Here is a 21,356-nt window from a genome sequence, read left to right on the forward strand (position 1 = left end):
AACATCCCCCACCAGATGAACAAGTATGTCGGGTGGGCGCGGAGATGGGGAGAAGAGACAGCGGCATGACCGGCGGCGGCCCTCTCCGCCCCGCCCGCGCCGCCGATCCATCCGGGCGAACTCGACCACCTCCGCCGGATTGAATCGCCACGCGAAAACCGCTGGAAGGACGGCACGCACGCGCCTCTGCGGCAAGGAACGCAGGATCTCGAACGGATGGTGATGACCGAAGCCGGTGATGCGGCGATCGGCGACTGCCTCCGGGCAATCCACGACGGCGCGGCGCTGCTCGCGTCGATCCATGTCCGGCCCGAGCGGCGCGGCCCGGGTATCGGCCGGTGAATGCCGGAACGGTTCGCCGCCGACGCCCGCGCGCAAGGTCCGGCCCGGCTCGCGTTCGGCGCGAAACCGGACACCGCCGCGCGCCGCCTGCACGAGCAGGCGGGCTTCACGCTCGCGCACGACGCCGGCGGCGGCCCGCATGACATGCGTGCGGCCCGCGCGCCGAGCCGCTAGTAGTCGTACACGTGCTCGGCGACGAGCCCGAGCGCGGGCGCGCCGGCCAGGAATGCCGACAGGTCGCGGACCGGCACCAGCACGCCGAGCCGCCGCATGCCGGCGGGGTCCGTCAGCGGCTGCTCGAACAGCACCCGCCCCTGGCCGGCCGGCAGCGCCGCGTCGCGCGGCGCCCACACGGTGACGAGGATGATCGAGTCGTTGCCCGCGATGTCGACGAACCGGACGCCCCGCCGCGCGAGCGCGGTGGCCGCGAGCCGGAAATCGAAATAGCGCGGCAGCGACAGCAGCGCGCGGCCGTCCGGCCAGCGCTTCAGCACCTCGACCCGCGGCGGCAGCGCGCCCTCGGGCGGCAGCCGGTCGACCACGACGTCGGTCGTCATCAGCGCGGGCGTATATGCGGCGCGCGTCGCCTTCTCGATCAGCTTGCCGTATACGGCCTTCACCGCGTACTCGGACGTCAGCGCATAGCGCCGCTCCCACTTGCGCACGATCCCCGGCCCCCACAGCGGCACGTCGGTCCACAAGTGACGCAGGCGCGCCGTGAAGTCGAACAGGTACCAGGGCTCCTGGCGGATGAAATCGACGTATTCCTGCGCGGCCTGCGCGCCGTAGCGATCCTCGTCGGTCAACCGCTCGCCGCCGAGCAGCCAGCTCGCGCGGCCGACCGTGTTCTCGTAGAGCGAACGCAGCGCATACTCGACCGTGGTGCTCGTCGCGATCACCCAGATCATCACGTGATAGCCGCCATTCAGCGGATAGCGGTCGCGCATCTGCTCGGCCGTCACGTCCGCATAGCCGGACCACAGCTGCGCGACCTGAGCGAGGAACGGGAACGCGTGCGACGGCGCGCGCCGCACGATCCGCGCGTACTCGGCCGGGCTGTGCACGAGATACCACTCCGGAAACGTCAGCAGCGTCTGCTCGGCGCCGCGCCGCGCCTCGGGCGGCACCAGGCTGTCGCCGGAAGCCGCGCCGGGTGCGGCCGGCACGCCCGCGCCCGCGCTCGCGAGGCACAACGCCGCGATGGCCTGCCTGAACCAGCGCGTCATGCCGCGGCCCCCGTGCGCTGGAACGCCATCAGGAGGTTGTCGGACGGGTCGCCGTCCTGCCGCAGCCGCGCGCCCGTGTGCCGGAAGCCGGCCGCCTCGATCCGGGCGATCCAGGCATCGACGCTCGCGAAGTGCCGCAGCTCGCGGCGATTGGTCTCCCAGCTCTCGCCGAGGCCGGCGTTGAACACGGTATGCGCGAGCGACACGAACGCATCCATCGCCTCGCTCGTGACGTCGTGATCGCGCACGATGAAGTAGCCGCCGGGCCGCACGATCTGCGCGATCGAGTCGAGGAACGGCGCGAGCTTGTCGGGCGCCATGTGATGCAGGCCGACGAAGCAGCTGACGAGATCGGCGCTGGCCGACGGCAGCGCGATCGGCGCGTAGTCGTGCAGCGGCGTGAAGTCGCCGATCCGCCCGATCTGCCCGCGCTCGACGATGTCGACTGGCGAGTTGCCCGGCGCGACCTCGTGCACGAGCGTCACGCGGCCGCCGAGCTTCAGGTGCTTGCGCATCGCCTTCACATAGCGGCCCGTCGTGCCGATCTCGACGTAATCGCGCAGCGCCGCGTCGCCGAGCAGCTGCGCCGCCTGCCGTCCCATCTCGGCCTTCTGCGTCGCGAGCGACGGCAGCGCATGCGTGAGCATCGCGAGCGGCGGCGTGATCGACTTCAGGCGCGCCTGGACGCCGCGATAGATCGTCTCGTCGTCGGCGCGCTTCGCGGTCTCGTCCTTGATCAGCGCGTGCAGGCGATCCGCCGGCAACACGTTGAAGATGTTCTGCAGGAACGTATAGAAGCGGTCCGCCTCGCGCTCGCCGCCGTACACCGCCGCGAACAGCGAGGCGCTCGGCCGCGCCGGCGCGCTCGCCGCGGGCTGCAGCAACGGCGCGTAGTAACGGTCCCACAGCGCGCCGCGCAGCCGGTAGTGCGGATCGAGTTCGGCCTTCAGCGCGAACATCTCGCGCGCGCGCGGGTACGCGCGATGGAACTGCTCGTGCGTCGCGTGCAGCTGATACGGCAGGTAGTAGGTGCCGCCGACCGCGAGCACCGCGTCGATCAACGCGCGGGTCCAGACCGCGACGCGTTCGCGCGCGTTCTCGCGCGTGCGCTGCTTGTAATACAGCACGAACGCGAAGGTCTCGCCGCGCGCCCACGCCATCAGCGTGCGGTCGTCGCCGAGCGCATGGCGGATCGAGATGTTGACGACGTTGACCTGGTGCCGCGCGAGCACCGCGCCCATCGTCTGCGCGAACTCGCCGACCGCCTCCGCCGGCACGAAATACTCCTGCAGCACGTAGGTGCGGTCGCGCCGCCCGACGGGCTCCAGCTCGGCGACGTCGTAGCCGGCTTCATAGTTGCGCCAGTGCACCTTCGTGCCGAGGTGCAGCAGCGGGTCGTACAGATACTCGCGGCGGAACTTGCCGAGCGGCGTCTCGGTGATCGCCCACAGCAGATACTTGGCCGCGAGGAAGCCGCGCGCGAGCGGCTGCAGGCGCGGCGCGGTGGCGGGCGCGTCGGTCACGGTCCAGCTGACCGCGCGGCCGCGCGTATAGCACGGCGGATAGAGATCGAAGTTGTGGAACACCACGTCGCCGTGGCCGCGAATGTTCGCGTCGAACCAGCGCTTGTAGTCGGCGGTGCGCATCTTGCGGTCGCTGCGCGCGACGCGCGTGTTGGGCACCAGGTCCAGCTCCGCCTCGGTGATGACGCCGATCCCGCCGTAACCGCCGATCGCCGCGTCGAACAGGCGCGGATGCGCGCTGCGCGACGCCTCGACCACCTCGCCGCCGGCCAGCACCAGCGTGATCGCGCGCACCGACAGCACGACCGGCCCGAGCCCCATGTAGCGGCCGTGCGCATTCACCGACAACGCGCCGCCGACCGTGAAGTTCGCATAGGTCTGCATGATCTTGACGGCGAGGCCGTGCGGATCGACGAAGCGCTGGATGTCGCACCAGCGGATCCCGGCCTGCACGCGGATCACGGCGACAAGCGGATCGAAGCGCAGCACGCGGTTCATGCGGCGCAGATCGAGGTGAAGCGTGCCGGGGCTCGCGGTGTGGCCGCCCATGCTGAAATGGCCGCCGCCGATCGACACGGGAAGCTGGGTCCGGACCAGCGCGTCGACCACCTCCTGCGTGGAAGCGGGCGTGGCGATCGAGAAAACCGGAATCCGGTTGAGCTGGGTAACGTCGTTGACCGTTGGCATGTCGCGCATCAGCGGGAAATAGGGACTTGCAGATAATCGTCGCGGCTCGCCGGATCGGGGCCGAAGCGGTTTTCGTGCGCGGCGCCGCGCTTGAGCAGTTGAACGACGACCCACAGCGGCCCGAGCACCGGCACGAGCGCGACCCACAGCGCGGCGCCCGAACGGCCGATATCGTGCAGGCGCTGGATCGACAACGCGAGCGCGGCCCAGATGAACAGCAGCGCGAACACGCCGGCGCCCGCCTCGCCCGCGAAGCGGCCGGCCCACTCGCCGAACGCGGCGCAGAACAGGCCCGCCACGACGAGCCGGGACAGCCAGGTGCTGCGCGTGATGCGGCCGCGACGCTTGAAGAAAGCGAAAGCCAGTGAAAGTGCGGACATCTTTTAATCCGTATCCCGGTTTGAGTGTTTATCGGGCACTAAACGCGCAGTGTATTCTCTATAATTAGCCGATACCAAGATAATTTCACGGTAATGGATGGCATTGCATCATTGCTTCAGAAGTTTCACCATTACGCAAAAAACCGCTGATCGGCGCGCCGCATCAGTCGTCGAATATCCCGCATTATCCGAATCCCGATGAATTTCAAAAAAGTGCTCGCGGCGCTGATCGTCGCGCCGGTCCTGCTTGCGGTGTGTGCCGCGAGCATCGCGAACTACGCGGCCCGCGCGCGCGAGCGCGACGCGGCGGCGAGCGCCGCCCCGCCGGGCAGCCGCTTCGTGCGCGCGGCCGACGTGTCGATGCTGATCCAGGAGCGCGGCCCGGCGACGGGCGAGCCGATCGTGTTCGTATCCGGGCTCGGCGCATGGAGCGCGACCTGGCTGCCCACCATGGACGCGCTCGCGCGCGCCGGCTACCGCACCATCGCGCTCGACCTGCCGCCGTTCGGCTATACCAGCCGCCCGGCCGCCGACGCCTACGACACATCGCACCAGGCGGCGCGCATTCTCGGCCTGCTCGATACGCTCGGCGTGCGCCGCGCGATCCTGGTCGGCCATTCATTCGGCGGACGCGCGACCGTCGAGGCGCTGCTCGCGCAGCCGCGGCGCTTCAGCGCGGCGGTGCTGGTCGACGTCGCGCTGCGCCTCGATCCGCCACCGCCCGCCGCGCCGGGCCTCGTCGCGCGCGGGCTTGGCGTACCCGCGCTGCGCCGGCCGCTGATCGCCGCGACGGCCACCAATCCGCACCTCACGCGCTGGTTCCTCGAACGCTTCACGACGCGGCACGGCGCGCTGTCGCCCGAGGTGGTCGCCGTCTATCAACGGCCGCTGTCGGTCGCCGGCACGACCACCGCCTACGGCGAGTGGCTCGACGCGTTCCTCAACGATGCCGGCCGCGATCGCGGCGAGCGCAGCGCGGCGCTCGCCGCGCTGCCGATGCCGGTCGACGTGATCTGGGGCAACGCCGACACGGTCACGCCGCTCGCGGACGGCGCGCGACTGCTGCCGAATGCGTCGTTGACGGTGCTGCCGGGGCTCGGGCATATCCCGCACGTCGAGGACAACGCCGCGTTCGTGCGGGCGGTCCTGCCGTTCGTCGGGCGCTGGTCGGGGCAGGAAGCGGGGTGAGCGCGCGGGGGCGCGGCGCGCTCTGATACGCTGCGGGACGAGAGAAACGGGAAAGCGCCGGCCGCGCTTTCCCGGCGGATGACGCATCCGCGCCGGGACGAATACGCAGGGAATAACAAGGAGATTTCGCGTGGCAAACAATCCGATTGCGTTCATGAGCTACGTGCACGTGGACGACGAGCATGAGAACGGGCGGCTGACCCAGTTTCGCGAACGCCTGAGCGGCGAGATTGGCATGCAGTTGGGCGAGCGTTTCGATATTTTCCAGGACCGCAAGGATCTGCGCTGGGGCGAGCAGTGGAAAGCGCGCCTCGACGGCGCGATCGACGCGGTCACGTTCCTGATTCCGATCGTCACGCCCGCGTTCTTCAAGAGCCAGGCGTGCCGCGGCGAACTCGAGCGCTTCCTCGAACGGGAGCAGAAGCTCGGGCGCAACGACCTGATCATGCCGGTCTACTACCTCGATGCGCCGTCGATGAACGACGCGCAGAAGCGCGACAAGGATCCGCTCGCGGCGCTGCTCGCGACGCGCCAGTACGCGGACTGGCGCGCGCTGCGCTTCGATGCGCTCACCTCGGCGGAAGTCGGCAAGCGGCTCGCGGGCATCGCGCGGCAGATCGTGGAGGCGCTGGAGGTGCGCGTGGCCGCGCTGCCGGAAGTCGCGCCGGAAGTCGAGACGCGCGAGGCGGACAGCGCAACGGAATCCGACGGCAATCCGGCCGGCACGCAGGCGAGCGCCACCAAGGCGACGGAGCAGGCGCGCGGCCCCGAGGCGCGCACCGAAGTGCCCACGCTGATCGTGGACGCCTTCCATCGCGGCGATCACTTGACGATCAACGCGGCGCTCGCCGCCGCCGCGCCGGGCGCGCGCATCCTGGTGCGTCCCGGCCTCTACCGGGAAGGGCTCGTCATCGACAAGCCGGTCGAGATCATCGGCGACGGCAATCGCGGCGACATCGTGATCGAGGCGCAGGATCAGGACGTCGTGCTCTTCAGGAGCAGCATGGGGCGCATCGCGAACCTGACGCTTCGACAGGCAGGAGGAGACAAATGGTATGGCGTCGACATCACCCAGGGCCGCCTCGACCTGGAAGACTGCGCCATCTCCAGCCAGAGTCTCGCCGGCATCGCCATCCACGACGGCGCCGACCCGAGAATCCGCCGGAACCGGATACACGACGGCGCATCGGACGGCGTCATCGCTTACGAGAACGGCCTCGGCACCTTGGAAGACAATGAAATCGTCGGCCACGCCCAGCTTGGCGTGGCGATCTCGGAAGGCGCGCATGTCGCCCTCCACCGAAACCGCATCCACGGCGGACGCTCATTCGGCGTCGTTGTCGCCGACACCGGTCGCGGGCTGCTCGAAGACAACGAGATATTCGACAACGTCGGCAGCAACGTCATCATCCAGGACGGCGGCAACCCCACGTTACGCCGCAATCGCATTCATAGCGGCAAGGCTTCGGGTGTCTTCATCTGCGACAACAGCAAGGGCACGCTGGAAAACAACGACATCTTCAATAATCAGATGACAGGCGTGGAAATCAAGAACGGCGCCCAGCCCGCGCTCTACCTCAATCGCATCCACGACAATCACGCGAGCGGCGTATTCTTCAACACCGACGGCCTGGGCACGATCGAGAACAACGAGATTTACGGCAATGCGCTCGCAGGCGTGGAAATCAAGAAGGGCGCGAATCCCACGCTGAGACGCAACCACATCCGCGATGGCAAGGGCAGCGGCGTGTTCGTCCACGAACACGGCGGAGGCGTGCTGGAAGGCAACGAGATCATCGGCAATACGCTATCGGGTGTCGAGATCCGGGAAGGCAGCAACCCGATCCTGCGCAAGAACCTCATCAGCAAAGGGAAAACGAATGGTCTGTATGTCCATAAGGACGGGCAAGGGATCATCGAGAAAAACCAGATCGTCGACAACGCCCACTCGGGGGTCGTGGTGCTCAGCGGCGGCAACCCCACGCTCCACACCAACCGCATCACCGGCAACGCCCAGATCGGCATCGACATCCGCAAGGACAGCGGCGGCACCTTCGAGAACAACGACCTGCGCGACAACCAGGAAGCCGCCTGGAAAATCGCCGCCGACGCACGGCAAGATCTCAAGCGCACGGGCAATCTCGAATGAAATCGCCGCGCCGGCCGCGCGCCCCGTCTTGAAACACCGGCGCGTCGCGCGCCGCCTCATCGCCTCGCCCTTCACCCCAAGGAGACACGCATGACCCGCACCATCGCCGAAAAACGCGCCGCGTTCCGCGCGCTGCACGCCTCCGGTTGCTTCATGTTGCCGAACCCCTGGCACATCGGCAGCGCCCGCTACCTGGAAAGCCTGGGTTTCAAGGCGCTCGCCTCCACCAGTTCCGGCCTCGCGTGGTCGCTGGGCCATGCCGACAACCACCTCACCCGCGACACCGTGCTCGCGCACCTGCGCGCGCTCGTCGCCGCGACCGACCTGCCCGTCAACGCCGATTTCGAGAACGGCTTCGGCGCCGATCCCGATGCGCTCGCCGACAGCGTGCGGCTCGCGGTCGATACCGGTGTCGCGGGCCTGTCGATCGAGGATTCGACGGGCGCGCCCACCGCGCCGCTGTTCGCGCTCGACGTCGCGGTCGAACGCATCAGGGCCGCGCGGCACGCGATCGACGCGGCGGGCGGCGACGTGCTGCTGGTCGGCCGCGCGGAGAACTTCCTGGTCGGCGCGCCGGACCTCGACGACACGATCAAGCGTCTCGCGGCCTACGCCGAGGCGGGCGCCGACGTGCTCTACGCGCCCGGCATCCGCACCCGCGAACAGATCGAGGCCGTGGTCGCCGCGGTCGCGCCGAAGCCGGTGAACCTGCTGATCGGCTCGCCGTCCGAATTCACGCTGCAGGACGTCGCCGCGCTCGGCGTGCGACGCGTCAGCGTGGGCGGCGCGCTCGCCCGCACCGCATGGGGCGGCTTCATGCGCGCGGCGCAAGGGCTCGTCGAGGGCCGCTTCGACGCCTTCGCCGACGGCGCGCCGCACGCCGACCTGAATCGCATGTTCCAGTAAGCCCCGCCGCGAACGCGGAACGCGACGCCGCGCGCGCGTCCCGCGTTCGCGGCCGGCGGCTTCGCCGCGCCCGGTGCCCGCGCCGTCACGCCACCGCCCGCGTCCCTTCCTCCGCCTCGGCGACGATCCAGTCATGAAACAGCTGCATCGCGGGCGACATCGCGCGCGAACGCAGCCACACGAGCCAGTAGCCGCCCGTGCGGATCTCGACCTCGAACGGCCGCATCAGCACGCCCGCCTGCAACTCGCGCACGAACATCGCGGGCGGCGCCAGCGCGACGCCCGCGCCCTGGATCGCCGCCTCCACCATCAGGCGCGACGAATCGAACACGGGGCCGTTGAGCGGCCACGGCGCGAGCTCCGCCGCCGCGAACCAGTTCAGCCATTCGTCCGCGCGATACGAGCGCAGCAGCGTCTCGCGCTCCAGCGCGGCCGGCGTGTCGAGCCGTTCGGCGATCTCCGGCGCGCACAGCGCCGTGAGCGGCGCGTCGAGCAGGAAGGTGCCGTGCGTGCCGTGCCAGGTGCCCTCCCCGAAGCGGATCGCGAAATCGAGCCCTTCCGCGGCAAGGTCGACGAGATTGTTGTGGGTCAGCAGCCGCAGCTCGACGAACGGATGCGTCTGGCGAAACCGACGCAGGCGAGGCATCAGCCAACCTATGGCAAAGGTGCCGACCACGCCGATCGTCAGCACCTCGTGGAAATGCCCGCCGTCGAACTGCTTGAGCACCGTCTCGATCCGGCTGAACGCGTCGCTGAGCACGGGCAGCAGCGCGCGGCCCTCGTCGGTGATCCCGAGACCGCGCGGCAGGCGCTTGAACAGCGTGCAGCCGAGCCGCTCCTCGAGCTGCCGCACCTGCTGGCTGACGGCCGCCTGGGTCACGCGCAGCTCCAGCGCCGCACGCGTGAAGCTCAGGTGCCGCGCCGACGATTCGAACGCCCGAAGCGCATTCAGAGGAAGATGGGGTCGCATATCGGTCCATTAGATTTTCTTTTGCTTGCCGGTAATTATCGTCGTTTGCAAGCATTTCGAAAAGGACCGATAGTCCTGATGCGCCGGCGCCGTCGCACCCCATCCACCCGATCGAAAGAGAGCCTGCTCATGACTCACTCCCCGCTCCGCCGTACGCTGCTGCTGGCCGGCAGCGCCGCGCCGCTCGCGTTCGCCCTGCGCGCCCATGCGGCCGACACCGCCGCCTCGTCCGCCCCCGCCGTCGCGCGCCTCGCCGCCCTCGAGCGCAAGGCGGGCGGCCGGCTCGGCGTCTGCGCGCTCGATACCGCGAACGGCGCGCTCCTGGGCCACCGCGCCGACGAGCGCTTCCCGCTGTGCAGCACCTTCAAGCTGATGCTGTCCGCGGCGGTGCTGGCCCGCGCGCAGCACGAGGCCGGCCTGCTGGAGCGGGTGATCCGCTACGACAAGCGCGACCTCCTCGATTACTCGCCGATCACGGAACAGCACGTGGGCGCGGGCATGACGGTCGCGGCACTGTGCGCGGCGACGCTGCAGTACAGCGACAACGCCGCGGCGAACCTGCTGCTGAAAGTGCTCGGCGGGCCGGCCGCCGTCACCGCGTTCGCGCGCTCGATCGGCGACGCGACGTTCCGGCTCGACCGCTGGGAACCGGAGCTGAACAGCGCGCTGCCGGGCGACCCGCGCGACACCAGCACGCCGAGCGCGATGGCGCGCAGCCTGCGCGCGCTGCTGGTCGACGATGCACTGCCGCCCGCGCAGCGCACGCAGCTGCGGGATTGGCTGCTCGGCAACACGACGGGCGACAAGCGCATCCGCGCGGGCGTGCCGGCCGGCTGGCGCGTGGCCGACAAGACCGGGACCGGCGCGCGCGGCACCGTCAACGACATCGGCGCGCTGTGGCCGCCCGAGCGGCAGCCGGTGCTGCTCGCGCTCTTCTACACGGGCGGCAAGGGCGGCGACGCGATCCTCGCGGACGCGGCCCGCATCGTCGCCGGCGCGCTCGGCTGACGCGCCGCGCTCAATCGAAGTCGAACAGGTCGAACAGCGATTTCTTCTTGCGGTAACCGGAATGCGCATGGCCGCCGTCGCGCGGCGCGCTTCCGCGCTGGCCCCAGTCGTCGTGGCGCGCGGCCGAGGGCGAGAGCGAGGGCGCGCGCGCCGCGTCGCGCCCGGCGGGCCGCGCGTCATCGGCGCGGGCGATCAGCTTGTCCAGTTCGCCGCGGTCGAGCCACACGCCTCGGCAGGCGGGACAGTAGTCGATCTCGATGGCCTGGCGCTCGGTCATCAACAGGTCGGGGGTCTTGCAGGCCGGACATTTCATCGTGACGCTCCTTGCGACAGCGGGTTGCCTTCGATCGTGCGAGGAAAAAGCCGCCGCCCGTCGCGGGCGGCGGCACGCGCTTACTCCGCGCCGGAGCGGCGGCGCTTCGCGCGCCGCGCCAGCATGTTCATCCCTTCGACGAAAGCCGAGAACGCCATCGCCGCGTAGATATAGCCCTTCGGCACGTGCGTCCCGAAGCCTTCCGCGATCAGCGTCATGCCGATCACGACGAGGAAGCTGAGCGCGAGCATCACGATGGTCGGATTGCGGTCGATGAAGCGCGCGAGCGGCTGGGCCGCGAACAGCATCACCATCACGGCGGCGATCACCGCGACGAACATGATCGGGACGTGTTCCGTCATGCCGATCGCCGTCACGATGCTGTCGATCGAGAACACCAGGTCGAGCATGATGATCTGGCTGATCGCCGCCCACATGCCCAGGCCGACCGCGCCGCTCGCGCCGCCCGCCGCGTCGCCGTCGCGCGACACGTGGTGATGCATTTCGCGGGTCGCCTTCCAGACGAGGAACAGGCCGCCCGAGATCAGGATCACGTCGCGCCAGGAAAACGCATGGTCGAACAGCGAGAACACCGGTTCGGTCAGGCGCGCGATCCACGCCACCATGCCGAGCAGCGCGAGCCGCATCACCAGCGCGAGCGCGATGCCGATCCGCTGGGTGCGGGCGCGCTGCGCCTCGGGCAGCTTGTTGCTCAGGATCGAGATGAAGATCAGGTTGTCGATGCCCAGCACGACCTCCATCACGACGAGCGTGAGCAAGGCCGCCCAGACGGCGGGGTCGACAGCGAGTGCGAGCAGGTAGTCCATGAGGATGCGCGGGGTTCAGGTCGAAAGACCCGATGATGCACGCATTTTCGTTTCGAAAAAATCAGCGATAATCAGATCTTTGATTCGGTTTTTCCGAAGTTAACCGCCATGCTGAACTTTCGCCATTTGTATTACTTCTGGGTGGTCGTGAAGGAAGGCGGCTTCGCCCGCGCGGCCGAGCGGCTGGATATGGCCGTGCAGACCATCAGCGCGCAGGTGCGCGAGCTGGAAAAAGCGCTCGGGCACCCCTTGCTCAAGCCCGCCGGACGCGGCGTGACGATGACCGACGCCGGCCAGGCGGCGTTCGCACGGGCGGAAGAGATCTTCCAGCTCGGGCGGCTGATCCCGGACGAGGTGCGCGAGGCGTCGAGCGGCGCGGTCGCGCGGCTCGCGGTCGGGCTGTCGGACGGGATCTCCAAGCTGGCCGCGCATGCCCTGCTCGCGCCCGTGCTGGATACGCCCGCGCTGCGGCTGCTGTGTCACGAGGGCGAGCACGAGGAACTGCTCGGCGAACTGGCGCTGCATCACCTCGACCTGGTGCTGGCGGGGCAGCCCGCGCCGTACAACGCGAACCTGCGCGTGACGAGCGAGCGGCTCGCCGAATCGCCGGTCGACTGGTACGGGCCGGCCGCGCTGGTCACGCGCGCCGCGCGCGCCGGCTTCCCCGGCAGCCTCGCCGCGCTGCCGGTCCTGCTGCCGACCACGCACTCGCCGCTGCGCGCGCGGCTCGACCGCTGGCTCGAAAGCGTCGGCGTGCGGCCGCGCATCGCCGGCGAATTCGAGGACAGCGCGCTGATGGCCGTGTTCGCCGCGCGCGGGCTCGGCGTGTTTCCGCTCAGCCAGCTCGGCGCGGGCGACGCCACGCTGCTGCGCGACCTGCGCCCGCTCGGGCGCGCCGAGGGCGTGAGCGAGGAAATCCACGCGATCCGTTCGCGGCGCGGCCAGCATCATCCGCTCGCCGCGCGCGTGGTGGAGGCCGTGCGCGCTTGAACAGGGCGCGCCGCGGCGAAGAACCCGCCCGCTACCCGAGCATCGACACGATCGATTCGGCCGACGGCAGTTCATAGGTCCGCCAGACCAGCCGCCCGTCGCGATCGATCACCTGCACCTGCGTGCTGTGATTGTCGAGCCCCGTCGTGCCTCCGCCGAACAGCCGCTGGACCGCATCGACGTTGCTCAGCGACGGCGCGGCCGCCACCCAGCCGGGCCGCGCATCGAAGCGCCCGAGCCACGCTTTCATGCGCTGCGGCGTGTCCGAGAGCGGATCGATGCTCAGCGACAGCAACTGCACCTCGGCGCGCCGCCGCGAACCCAGCAGCGCCTGCACGCGCTGAAACACCGCGCCCTGGATCGGACAGGTCGCCGAACATCCCGTGAAGAACAACTGCAACGCCGTCACGCGTCCGGCCAGCAGCGCCTGAAGACGCGTCTCGCGTCCGTCCGCCGTGCGCACCGGCCAGTCCGGCACCGGCACGGGCGGCGCGATGCGGCCGCCGTGATAGCTGAGCGGCGCATCCTGCGCGCGGCCGAGCACGGGCCAGGCCGCCGCCGCGAGCGCGGCCGCGCACAGCGCGCGACGGCGCGCGCGCGAATCAGGAGCGTCCATCGGATCCCTCGGTCAGGAAATGCCAGAGCGCCGCGCAGTCGCGCGCATCGACGTGGTAGCGGGGCATCTGGACGTTGATCAGTACATAGGAAGGGTCGACGCCGTCGCGCAGCAATGCGCAGAACGCGTCGCGGTCATAGCGGCTCGGCGGACCGCCGCGCCGGCTCTGCCAATCGACGAGCCAGCCGCGCGACAGGCGCGGCGCGATCGAATTCGCCACCGCTGCCCCGCCCCCCGCCGCATGACAATTCGCGCACCGCACGACCGCCGCCGGCAGATCGGACGGATGCGAGGCGAGCCGGGCCTGCAGCGGCGCGGCCCCGGTGAACAGCGCCTGTCCGCGCGCGGCGTCGCCGCTCGGCGACGGCTCGGGCGCCGCCCGCACGGCAATCGCGGCAACCGCCGCCACCAGCGCCGCGCACAGCGCGACGCCCGCGCGCTTCGTGATTCGCCGCCGCATCAGTTGATCCGGATTGCTTTCGACACGCTCGGCACGCCGTTTGCGTCGAGCGCGAACAGCATGTAATAGCCGGGCAGCACGACACCGGCATCGGTCGGGATCGTCAGCTGGTAGGCCGTGCCGCTCGACGCCGCGATCGCGAGCGGAATCCGGCGCTGGTCGTTGTTCGTCGAATGCGTGACCGAGGCCATCCGCATCAGAGTGAACGACGCGACCGCACTCTGCGTCGACACCGCGATCGTCGCGCCGCGCGCGGCGCTCGCGGGAACCGACACGATCGCCGGGCGCGCGGCCGGCGTGCCGTCCGCATTGAGCAGGTAAGGCGGCGTCAGGATCTCCGCGTTCAGGTGGTTGGCCGCGCAACCGGCGCCGCATTGGCCGCCGCCGCCGACGAACACGCGCCCGTCCGCCATCAGGATCGCCGTGCTGTGATAGGTGCGCGGCGTCTGCATCGGCTTGAGCAGGTTGAAGCGCTGCGTGACCGGATCCCAGATCTCCGGCACCATCACGGCGCTCGTGTCGGTGAACGGCTGCGGCACGCTCTGGCCGCCAACGAACACGATGTTGCCGTTCGGCAGGACCACGCTGTTCGCGAACGCGCGCTGGTAGGTCATGCCGTTGATGCGTTTCACGCCGACCGTCTGGTTCGGGCCGCGCGTGATGTCGATCAGGTAGACCGCGTTCGACGCATAGGTCGGCGTCGCGCCGTTCTGCTGATACGACTTCGCGCCGCCCGCCTTCAGGATCAGGCCGACGTCGTACAGCGACGCGGTGCCGTTGATCGCGTACGGATCGACGCCGCGCTTGCCGGCCGACTGGATCGCGCCGCTGCCGCCCGTCGAGATCCAGTTCATCTGGGCGCTCGGCCCCGCATGGAACACGCTGCCGTTCGCCTGCGCGAACAGCCACAGGTGGTTGTCGCCGCGATAGATGCCCTGCGGATCGGGGCCGACCACGTTGGCCTCCGGCACGCCCGGCAGCACTGTCCAGCGTCCGCCGTCGGTCCAGAGCTCGGCGCTCTTGCCGCCCTGGCCGCCGCTCCACGAGCCGCCCAGCGTCAGCACCGCGCCCGTCGACAGCAGCGTATCGCCCTGGTAGCCGCGCGGAATGTTCATCATCGCGGCGGCGCTCCAGGTATTGGTCGACCAGTCGTAGAGCGTCGTCTTCGGGCTGCTGTCGCCGCCGTTCACGAGCAGGCGCCCGTCCGGGAGCATCGCGGTGCCCGGGCAGAACATGTCGGAACCGGCCGAGGTTTCGAGGTACTGCGTGGCCGTATTGGTGGCCGGATCGAACACCGCCGTCTGCGTCTGGGTCGCCTTGGTGCCGACGTCGTTCTGGATACCGAAGCTGTCGGCGGCCGACCACATCACGAGCTTGCCCGCCGGCGTGTTGGCGAGGCCGATCGGATTCACCGGCAACGGCAGCACCGGGCTCCACGCGGACGGCAGCGTGACCGGGAACGTCTGCGGCAACGCAAGCGTGAACTGGTCGTTCAGGACGCCTGCGCCCTGGCAGGGATACTGGATCAGCGGTGCGCCGTCGGCATTCGAGCCGCCGCTGACGTTCGCGCACATCCCGCTCGCCACCGACACCAGCCGGTAGCGGCCGCCCACCGGCAGGACCGTCCATTGGTCGTTGGTCACGGTATCGCCCTGGCAGGCATACGGAATCAACGGCGTGCCGCTCGTGCGGCTGCCGCCGGACACGTTCAGGCACTGGCCGGTGCGCTGCGACACGACGTGGTAGCCGCTGCCCGCCGGCACGAAGCTCCAGGCCGTGCTGCCCTGGTTGTCGCACGCGCCCTGCGTGACGGCGTTGCCGTTCACGACCATGCAGCGGCTGCTGCCGGCCCCCACGACGTTGGTGGCCGCCTGCACGGGCAGGTAGAGGTTGAACTGGTCGCTGGTCGACGAGGCATCCTGGCAGCTGGACTGGATCACGGGCGCGCCGCTGGCGGTCGAGCCGCCGTTCAGGTTCACGCACAGGCCGTTCACCGCGGAAACGATCCGGTAGCTGGCGCCGACCGCGACGAGCGTCCATTGATCGTTGAGCACGCTGCTGCCCTGGCAGCCGTACTGGATCAGTTGCGTCCCGTTCGCGCGCGAGCTGCCCGGCACGTTCAGGCACTGCCCCGTGCCTTGCAGGACGATGTGGTAGCGATTGCCGACCGGCACGAACGCCCAGGTCGTATTGGCGTTCCCCGAGCAGGAAGTCTGGATGATGCCGGCCCCCGCGGTCGACGCGTTGCCCGCGCTCGACAGGCAGAGCCCGCTGCTCGCGGACACGATATCGGTATAAGACGGTCCGCCGGCCGCGCGCGCGCCCGTGGACAGGAACAACAATGCACAGCCAAACGCAACCAGCCAGGCCCACACCCGGCGCCAATCGTATCTCATGAGCCACCCCGTAGCTTATTGGAATGACCAGCATTAATACGGTAAGCCCGGAGTCCTTACTGTTCGTTACATGACCGTCCGTGATGCGGCTCGACGCAACGTCGTTTCCGGTATGTACTGAATTAACGATGAGTCGGCCGGATCCGCCGTGGTCGCGCTATCGCCCGAGCATCGACACGATCGATTCGGCCGACGGCAGCTCATAGGTCCGCCAGATCAGCCGCCCGTCGCGATCGATCACCTGCACCTGCGTGCTGTGATTGTCGAGCCCCGTCGTGCCTCCGCCGAACAGCCGCTGGACCGCATCGACGTTGCTCAGTGACGGCGCGGCCGCCACCCAGCCGGGCCGCGCATCGAAGCGCGCGAGCCACGCTTTCATGCGCTGCGGCGTGTCCGAGAGCGGATCGATGCTCAGCGATAGCAACTGCACGTCGGCGCGCCGCCGCGAACCCAGCAGCGCCTGCACGCGCTGGAACACCGCGCCCTGGATCGGACAGGTCGCCGAACATCCCGTGAAGAACAACTGCAACGCCGTCACGCGTCCGGCCAGCAGCGCCTGAAGGCGCGTCTCGCGTCCGTCCGCCGTGCGCACCGGCCAGTCCGGCACCGGCACGGGCGGCGCGATGCGGCCGCCGTGATAGCTGAGCGGCGCATCCTGCGCGCGGCCGAGCACGGGCCAGGCCGCCGCCGCGAGCGCGGCCGCGCACAGCGCGCGACGGCGCGCGCGCGAATCAGGAGCGTCCATCGGATCCCTCGGTCAGGAAATGCCAGAGCGCCGCGCAGTCGCGCGCATCGACGCGGTAGCGGGGCATCTGGACGTTGATCAGTACATAGGAAGGGTCGACGCCGTCGCGCAGCAATGCGCAGAACGCGTCGCGGTCGTAGCGGCTCGGCGGACCGCCGCGCCGGCTCTGCCAATCGACGAGCCAGCCGCGCGACAGGCGCGGCGCGATCGAATTCGCCACCGCTGCCCCGCCCCCCGCCGCATGACAATTCGCGCACCGCACGACCGCCGCCGGCAGATCGGACGGATGCGAGGCGAGCCGGGCCTGCAGCGGCGCGGCCCCGGTGAACAGCGCCCGTCCGCGCGCGGCGTCGCCGCTCGGCGACGGCTCGGGCGCCGCCCGCACGGCAATCGCGGCAACCGCCGCCACCAGCGCCGCGCACAGCGCGACGCCCGCGCGCTTCGTGATTCGCCGCCGCATCAGCTGATCTGAATCGCTTTCGACACGCTCGGCACGCCGTTTGCGTCGAGTGCGAACAGCATGTAATAGCCGGGCAGCGCGACACCGGCATCGGTCGGGATCGTCAGCTGGTAGGCCGTGCCGCTCGACGCCGCGATCGCGAGCGGAATCCGGCGCTGATCGTTGTTCGTGGTGTGCGTGATCGACGACATCCGCATCAAGACGAACGACGAGACTGCCCCCTGCGTCGACACCGCGATCGTCGTGCCGCGCGCGGCGCTCGCGGGGACCGACACGATCGCCGGACGCGTGGCCGGCGTGCCGTCCGCATTGAGCAGATAGGGCGGCGTCAGGATCTCCGCGTTCAGGTGATTGTTCGCGCAACCGGTGCCGCATTGGCCGCCGCCGCCGACGAACACGCGCCCGTCCGCCATCAGGATCGCCGTGCTGTGATAGGTGCGCGGCGTCTGCATCGGCTTGAGCAGGTTGAAGCGCTGCGTGACCGGATCCCAGATCTCCGGCACCAGTACGGCGCTCGTATCGGTGAACGGCTGCGGCACGCTCTGGCCGCCGACGACCACGATATTGCCGTTCGGCAGGACCACGCTGCTCGCGAACGCGCGCTGATAAGTCATGCCGTTGATGCGTTTCACGCCGACCGTCTGGTTCGGGCCGCGCGTGATGTCGATCAGATAGGCCGCGTTCGACGCATAGGTCGGCGTCGCGCCGTTCTGCTGATACGACTTCGCGCCGCCTACCTTCAGGATCTGGCCGACGTCGTACAGCAACGCGTTGCCGTTGACCGAGAACGGATCGACGCCGCGCTTGCCGGCCGACTGGATCGAACCGCTGCCGTTCGTCGAGATCCAGTTCATCTGTGAGCTGGGCCCCGCGTGGAACACGCTGCCGTTCGCCTGCGCGAACAGCCACAGGTGGTTGTCGCCGCGATAGATGCCCTGCGGATCGGGGCCGACCACGTTGGCCTCCGGCACGCCCGACAGCACCGTCCAGCGACCGCCGACGGTCCAGAGCTCGGCGCTCTTGCCGCCCTGGCCGCCGCTCCACGAGCCGCCCAGCGTCAGCACCGCGCCCGTCGACAGCAGCGTGTCGCCCTGGTAGCCGCGCGGAATGTTCATCGCCGCGGCGGTACTCCAGGCGTTGGTCGATGCGTCGTAGAGCGTCGTCTTGGCGCTGCTGCTGCCGCCGTTCACGAGCAGGCGCCCGTCCGGGAGCATCGCGGTGCCCGGGCAGAACATGTCGGAACCGGCCGAGGTTTCGAGATACTGCGTGGCCGTATTGGTCGCCGGATCGAACACCGCCGTGTACGTTTGAGTTACGTTGCCGCCGTCGTCGCCCTGGTAACTGAAGGGTTGATAGGCCGACCACATCACGAGCTTGCCCGCCGGCGTATTGGCGACGCCGATCGGATTCACCGGCAACGGAATCACCGGGCTCCACGCGGACGGCAGCGTGGCCGGGAACGTCTGCGGCAACGCAAGCTGGAACTGGTCGTTCAGCGTGGTCGCGCCCTGGCAGGGATACTGGATCAGTGGTGCGCCGGCGGCATTCGAGCCGCCGCTGACGTTCGCGCACATCCCGCTCGCCACCGACACCAGCCGGTAGCGCCCGCCCACCGGCAGGACCGTCCATTGGTCGTTGGTCGCGTTATCGCCCTGGCAGGCATACGGAATCAACGGCGTGCCGCTCGATCCCTTGCCGCCGTACACGTTCAGGCATTGGCCGGTGCTGGACACGACGTGATAGCCGCTGCCCGCCGGCACGAGGTTCCAGGCCGTGCCGCCCTGGTTGTCGCACGCGCCCTGCGTGACGGCGCTGCCGTTCGCGATCATGCAAAGACCGCTGCCGGCTCCGACGATGTTGGTGGCCGCCTGCACGGGCAGATAGAGGTTGAACTGGTCGTTGGTCGTCGAGGCGCCCTGGCAAGCGTACTGGATCAAGGCTGCGCCGTCGGCGGTCGAGGCGCCGCTCACATTCACGCACAGGCCGTTCTGCGCGGAGACGATCCGATAGCTGGCGCCGACCGCGACGACGGTCCATTGATCATTGAGTGCGCTGCTGCTCTGGCAGCCGTACTGGATCAGCTGCATCCCGCTCGCACCCGTACCGCCCGGCACGTTGAGGCACAGGCCCGTTCCCTGCAACACGATGTGATAGCGATTGCCGACCGGCACGAACGCCCAGGTCGTATTGGCGTTCCCCGAGCAGGAAGTCTGGACGATGGCGGCCCCGGCGGTCGACGCGTTGCCCACGCTCGACAGGCAGAGCCCGCTGCTCGCGGACACGATATCGGTATAAGACGGTCCGCCGGCCGCTCGCGCGCCCGTGGACAGGAACAAAGCACAACCAAGCACAGCCAGCCAGGTCCACACCCGGCGCCAATCGTATCTCACGGGCCACCCCTTCGTTTTTTGAAATAACCCGAATTAATACGGTAGGGCCGGAGTCCTCACTGTTCGTTGAATTACCGTGTTCGACAAGTTCAGAAAGTGTGGCAATTCCCGTCGTGCATCCGATGCGGGTCGCATCCCCGGTGGCGACCCGCATCGGACATTCCGCATCGGCCGTATGCGCCCGTGCTCCTCAACGCATGTGCATGCCGCCGTTGAGCGCGACGTCCGCGCCCGTCATGAAGCCCGCGTCGTCCGAGCACAGATAGGCGATGAACGACGCGATCTCCTCCGGACGCCCGAGCCGGCCCACCGGAATCTGCGGCAGGATGCGCTGTTCGAGCACGTCGCGCGGCACCGACTCGACCATCGCGGTGGCGAGGTAGCCCGGCGACACCGTGTTGACGGTCACGCCGTGGCGCGCCGTCTCGAGCGCCAGCGCTTTCGTGAACCCATGCAGGCCCGCCTTCGCGGCCGCGTAGTTGGTCTGGCCGAACGCGCCGCGCGAGCCGTTCACCGAGCCGATGTTGATCACCCGGCCGAACTGGCGCTCGACCATCCCCGCGATGAACGGTTTCGTCATGTTGAACAACGCATCGAGATCGGTGCGCAGGACGGTGTCCCAATCGCCCTTCGTCATCTTTGCGAACGTGACGTCGCGGGTGATGCCCGCGTTGTTGATCAGCACATCGACTTGCCCGAAATCCTTCAGGACCTGTTCCGCGCAACGCTCGCACGCGCTGAAATCACCGACGTCGACCGCATACGTGCGGAACTGGCGCCCCGCATCGCGCTCGTGCATGAGCCAGGTCGCCACGTGATCGTTGTGGGCCGAGTGCGTCACCGCCACCGCGAACCCAGCGTCGTAAAGCCGGCGGCTGATTGCCGAGCCCAGACCGCCCATACCGCCCGTCACCAAGGCCACGCGTTTCGTCTGCATTCTGTTCTCCCGGGGTCCGCCCGCCTCGCGCCTTCGTCGCGCGGCGGGCATCGATTGAGAAACGATGCGGGCCGGCCGCCGCGACATCTCGCGTCGACAGCCGGCCCGCCCATGCGCTGCACTGTAGGCACCGGGGTGCGGCGGCGCTTGACACATGTCAAGCGCGTGACAAACCGCGCTAGGCCCCGCCACGCGGGCTCGCGCACAATGAAAGATTGCCCGTCGTCGAGACGGTGCGCGCAACAATCACCCCGCCGTACCTTCACACACTGTAGGAAATTCCCTACACGAAGTACGTAAATCCTTACCGGATCTTCAACCCGCGCCGATTTCGCCGACGCAGCGGCCCCCGCATACTTGCCGCCATGAATGCGAATCACGCCACCGCTGCATTGAAGGTCTTCCTGGTCGATCCGGCCGCCGCCCTGCGGCGTCGGCTCGCGGCCCTGCTCGACGCACCGCCCGAGGTCGCGGTCGTGGGCGAGGCGGAGGACGCGCAGGCGGCGCTGGCAGGCATTCTCGCGTCCCAGGCCGACGTTGCCGTGATCGAGCTGCGGCTCACCGACAGCAGCGGGCTCGAACTGATTGCAACGCTCACGCGCGTCGCGCCCAAGGTGGCGATCGTCGTGCTGACGAATCAGTCCGGGCCGGCGTTTCGCACGGCGAGCGACCTGGCAGGCGCGGATTTCTTCTTCGACAAAACCGCCGAATTCGGTACAGCATGCCGCGCCATCGCCGCGATGGCGCGCCTGCGCGATGTGCCCGTCGCCCAATAAACAGGAGTCGAACATGTCGATCGCCCCAGCCGCTGCTCCCGCTCACACCCCGTCCGTCGTCGCGCCG

General features: G+C 69.1%; 20 protein-coding genes. 6 read left to right on the top strand and 14 right to left on the bottom strand.

The genetic code is table 11. From position 1 onward, the window contains the following. From AC1RQF_RS20030 to AC1RQF_RS20045, 4 genes are all read right to left on the bottom strand, one after another. On the bottom strand, positions 1 to 483 hold a 483-nt coding region (locus AC1RQF_RS20030), incomplete at its 3' end, for a hypothetical protein (protein ID WP_492872794.1). Between the two features lie 29 nt (positions 484 to 512). Next, positions 513 to 1,568, bottom strand: a complete 1,056-nt coding sequence (locus tag AC1RQF_RS20035; protein WP_492872795.1) for a hypothetical protein — start codon at positions 1,566 to 1,568, stop codon at positions 513 to 515. Then, the gene (locus AC1RQF_RS20040) at positions 1,565 to 3,778 is read right to left on the bottom strand and encodes an FAD-binding protein (RefSeq protein WP_492872796.1); all 2,214 of its coding nucleotides are present in this window, start codon (positions 3,776 to 3,778) and stop codon (positions 1,565 to 1,567) included. The genes AC1RQF_RS20035 and AC1RQF_RS20040 overlap by 4 nt, the downstream gene beginning before the upstream one ends. Before the next feature lie 8 nt (positions 3,779 to 3,786). Further along, the gene (locus AC1RQF_RS20045; RefSeq protein ID WP_273996822.1) at positions 3,787 to 4,158 is read right to left on the bottom strand and encodes a DUF805 domain-containing protein; all 372 of its coding nucleotides are present in this window, start codon (positions 4,156 to 4,158) and stop codon (positions 3,787 to 3,789) included. A 198-nt stretch (positions 4,159 to 4,356) separates the two neighbouring features. On the opposite strand from AC1RQF_RS20045, the gene AC1RQF_RS20050 reads away from it, so the two are divergent. The 3 genes from AC1RQF_RS20050 to AC1RQF_RS20060 all read left to right on the top strand — a co-directional run bounded on the left by AC1RQF_RS20050 (position 4,357) and on the right by AC1RQF_RS20060 (position 8,401). After that, positions 4,357 to 5,346: an alpha/beta fold hydrolase gene (locus AC1RQF_RS20050; protein WP_492872797.1), complete on the top strand. Its 990-nt coding sequence runs from the start codon at positions 4,357 to 4,359 to the stop codon at positions 5,344 to 5,346. A 130-nt stretch (positions 5,347 to 5,476) separates the two neighbouring features. After that, complete coding sequence (locus AC1RQF_RS20055) at positions 5,477 to 7,495, top strand: right-handed parallel beta-helix repeat-containing protein (RefSeq protein WP_273996824.1); 2,019 nt, start codon at positions 5,477 to 5,479, stop codon at positions 7,493 to 7,495. Positions 7,496 to 7,585: 90 nt separating this feature from the next. Further along, the gene (locus tag AC1RQF_RS20060) at positions 7,586 to 8,401 is read left to right on the top strand and encodes an isocitrate lyase/PEP mutase family protein (RefSeq protein WP_273996825.1); all 816 of its coding nucleotides are present in this window, start codon (positions 7,586 to 7,588) and stop codon (positions 8,399 to 8,401) included. 85 nt (positions 8,402 to 8,486) lie between these two features. Here AC1RQF_RS20060 and AC1RQF_RS20065 read toward each other — a convergent pair whose 3' ends face one another. Further along, a complete protein-coding gene (locus AC1RQF_RS20065) occupies positions 8,487 to 9,371 on the bottom strand; it encodes a LysR family transcriptional regulator (protein WP_273996826.1) in 885 nt (294 codons plus the stop codon). A 129-nt stretch (positions 9,372 to 9,500) separates the two neighbouring features. On the opposite strand from AC1RQF_RS20065, the gene bla reads away from it, so the two are divergent. Then, the gene (gene bla, locus AC1RQF_RS20070) at positions 9,501 to 10,379 is read left to right on the top strand and encodes a class A beta-lactamase (RefSeq protein WP_273996827.1); all 879 of its coding nucleotides are present in this window, start codon (positions 9,501 to 9,503) and stop codon (positions 10,377 to 10,379) included. Positions 10,380 to 10,389: 10 nt separating this feature from the next. Here the strand turns inward: bla and AC1RQF_RS20075 are convergent, their stop codons facing one another. After that, positions 10,390 to 10,692, bottom strand: a complete 303-nt coding sequence (locus AC1RQF_RS20075) for a TFIIB-type zinc ribbon-containing protein (protein WP_492872798.1) — start codon at positions 10,690 to 10,692, stop codon at positions 10,390 to 10,392. Positions 10,693 to 10,772: 80 nt separating this feature from the next. Then, positions 10,773 to 11,519, bottom strand: a complete 747-nt coding sequence (locus AC1RQF_RS20080; protein WP_273996829.1) for a TerC family protein — start codon at positions 11,517 to 11,519, stop codon at positions 10,773 to 10,775. 108 nt (positions 11,520 to 11,627) lie between these two features. Here AC1RQF_RS20080 and AC1RQF_RS20085 point away from each other — a divergent pair, with 108 nt between their 5' ends. Then, positions 11,628 to 12,509 (top strand): LysR family transcriptional regulator, encoded by an 882-nt coding sequence (locus AC1RQF_RS20085; protein ID WP_273996830.1) that lies wholly within the window; start codon positions 11,628 to 11,630, stop codon positions 12,507 to 12,509. 31 nt (positions 12,510 to 12,540) lie between these two features. Here the strand turns inward: AC1RQF_RS20085 and AC1RQF_RS20090 are convergent, their stop codons facing one another. From AC1RQF_RS20090 to phbB, 7 genes are all read right to left on the bottom strand, one after another. Then, complete coding sequence (locus AC1RQF_RS20090) at positions 12,541 to 13,125, bottom strand: SCO family protein (RefSeq protein WP_273996831.1); 585 nt, start codon at positions 13,123 to 13,125, stop codon at positions 12,541 to 12,543. Continuing rightward, positions 13,112 to 13,585: a hypothetical protein gene (locus tag AC1RQF_RS20095; protein ID WP_492872799.1), complete on the bottom strand. Its 474-nt coding sequence runs from the start codon at positions 13,583 to 13,585 to the stop codon at positions 13,112 to 13,114. Before AC1RQF_RS20095 ends, AC1RQF_RS20090 begins: the two co-directional genes overlap by 14 nt. Beyond that, positions 13,585 to 15,981, bottom strand: a complete 2,397-nt coding sequence (locus AC1RQF_RS20100; RefSeq protein WP_492872800.1) for an RICIN domain-containing protein — start codon at positions 15,979 to 15,981, stop codon at positions 13,585 to 13,587. The genes AC1RQF_RS20095 and AC1RQF_RS20100 overlap by 1 nt, the downstream gene beginning before the upstream one ends. 157 nt (positions 15,982 to 16,138) lie before the next feature. Continuing rightward, the gene (locus AC1RQF_RS20105) at positions 16,139 to 16,726 is read right to left on the bottom strand and encodes an SCO family protein (RefSeq protein ID WP_273996832.1); all 588 of its coding nucleotides are present in this window, start codon (positions 16,724 to 16,726) and stop codon (positions 16,139 to 16,141) included. Next, positions 16,713 to 17,186, bottom strand: a complete 474-nt coding sequence (locus AC1RQF_RS20110; RefSeq protein ID WP_337995267.1) for a hypothetical protein — start codon at positions 17,184 to 17,186, stop codon at positions 16,713 to 16,715. Before AC1RQF_RS20110 ends, AC1RQF_RS20105 begins: the two co-directional genes overlap by 14 nt. Then, complete coding sequence (locus tag AC1RQF_RS20115) at positions 17,186 to 19,576, bottom strand: RICIN domain-containing protein (RefSeq protein WP_492872801.1); 2,391 nt, start codon at positions 19,574 to 19,576, stop codon at positions 17,186 to 17,188. Before AC1RQF_RS20115 ends, AC1RQF_RS20110 begins: the two co-directional genes overlap by 1 nt. Before the next feature lie 190 nt (positions 19,577 to 19,766). Continuing rightward, positions 19,767 to 20,513, bottom strand: coding sequence for an acetoacetyl-CoA reductase (gene phbB / locus AC1RQF_RS20120; RefSeq protein WP_273996833.1), 747 nt, complete (start codon positions 20,511 to 20,513; stop codon positions 19,767 to 19,769). 365 nt (positions 20,514 to 20,878) lie between these two features. Here phbB and AC1RQF_RS20125 point away from each other — a divergent pair, with 365 nt between their 5' ends. Beyond that, a complete protein-coding gene (locus tag AC1RQF_RS20125; RefSeq protein WP_273996834.1) occupies positions 20,879 to 21,289 on the top strand; it encodes a response regulator in 411 nt (136 codons plus the stop codon). Positions 21,290 to 21,356 lie beyond the last annotated feature (67 nt).

Source organism: Burkholderia sp. GW821-FHT14F03 (assembly GCF_058803765.1).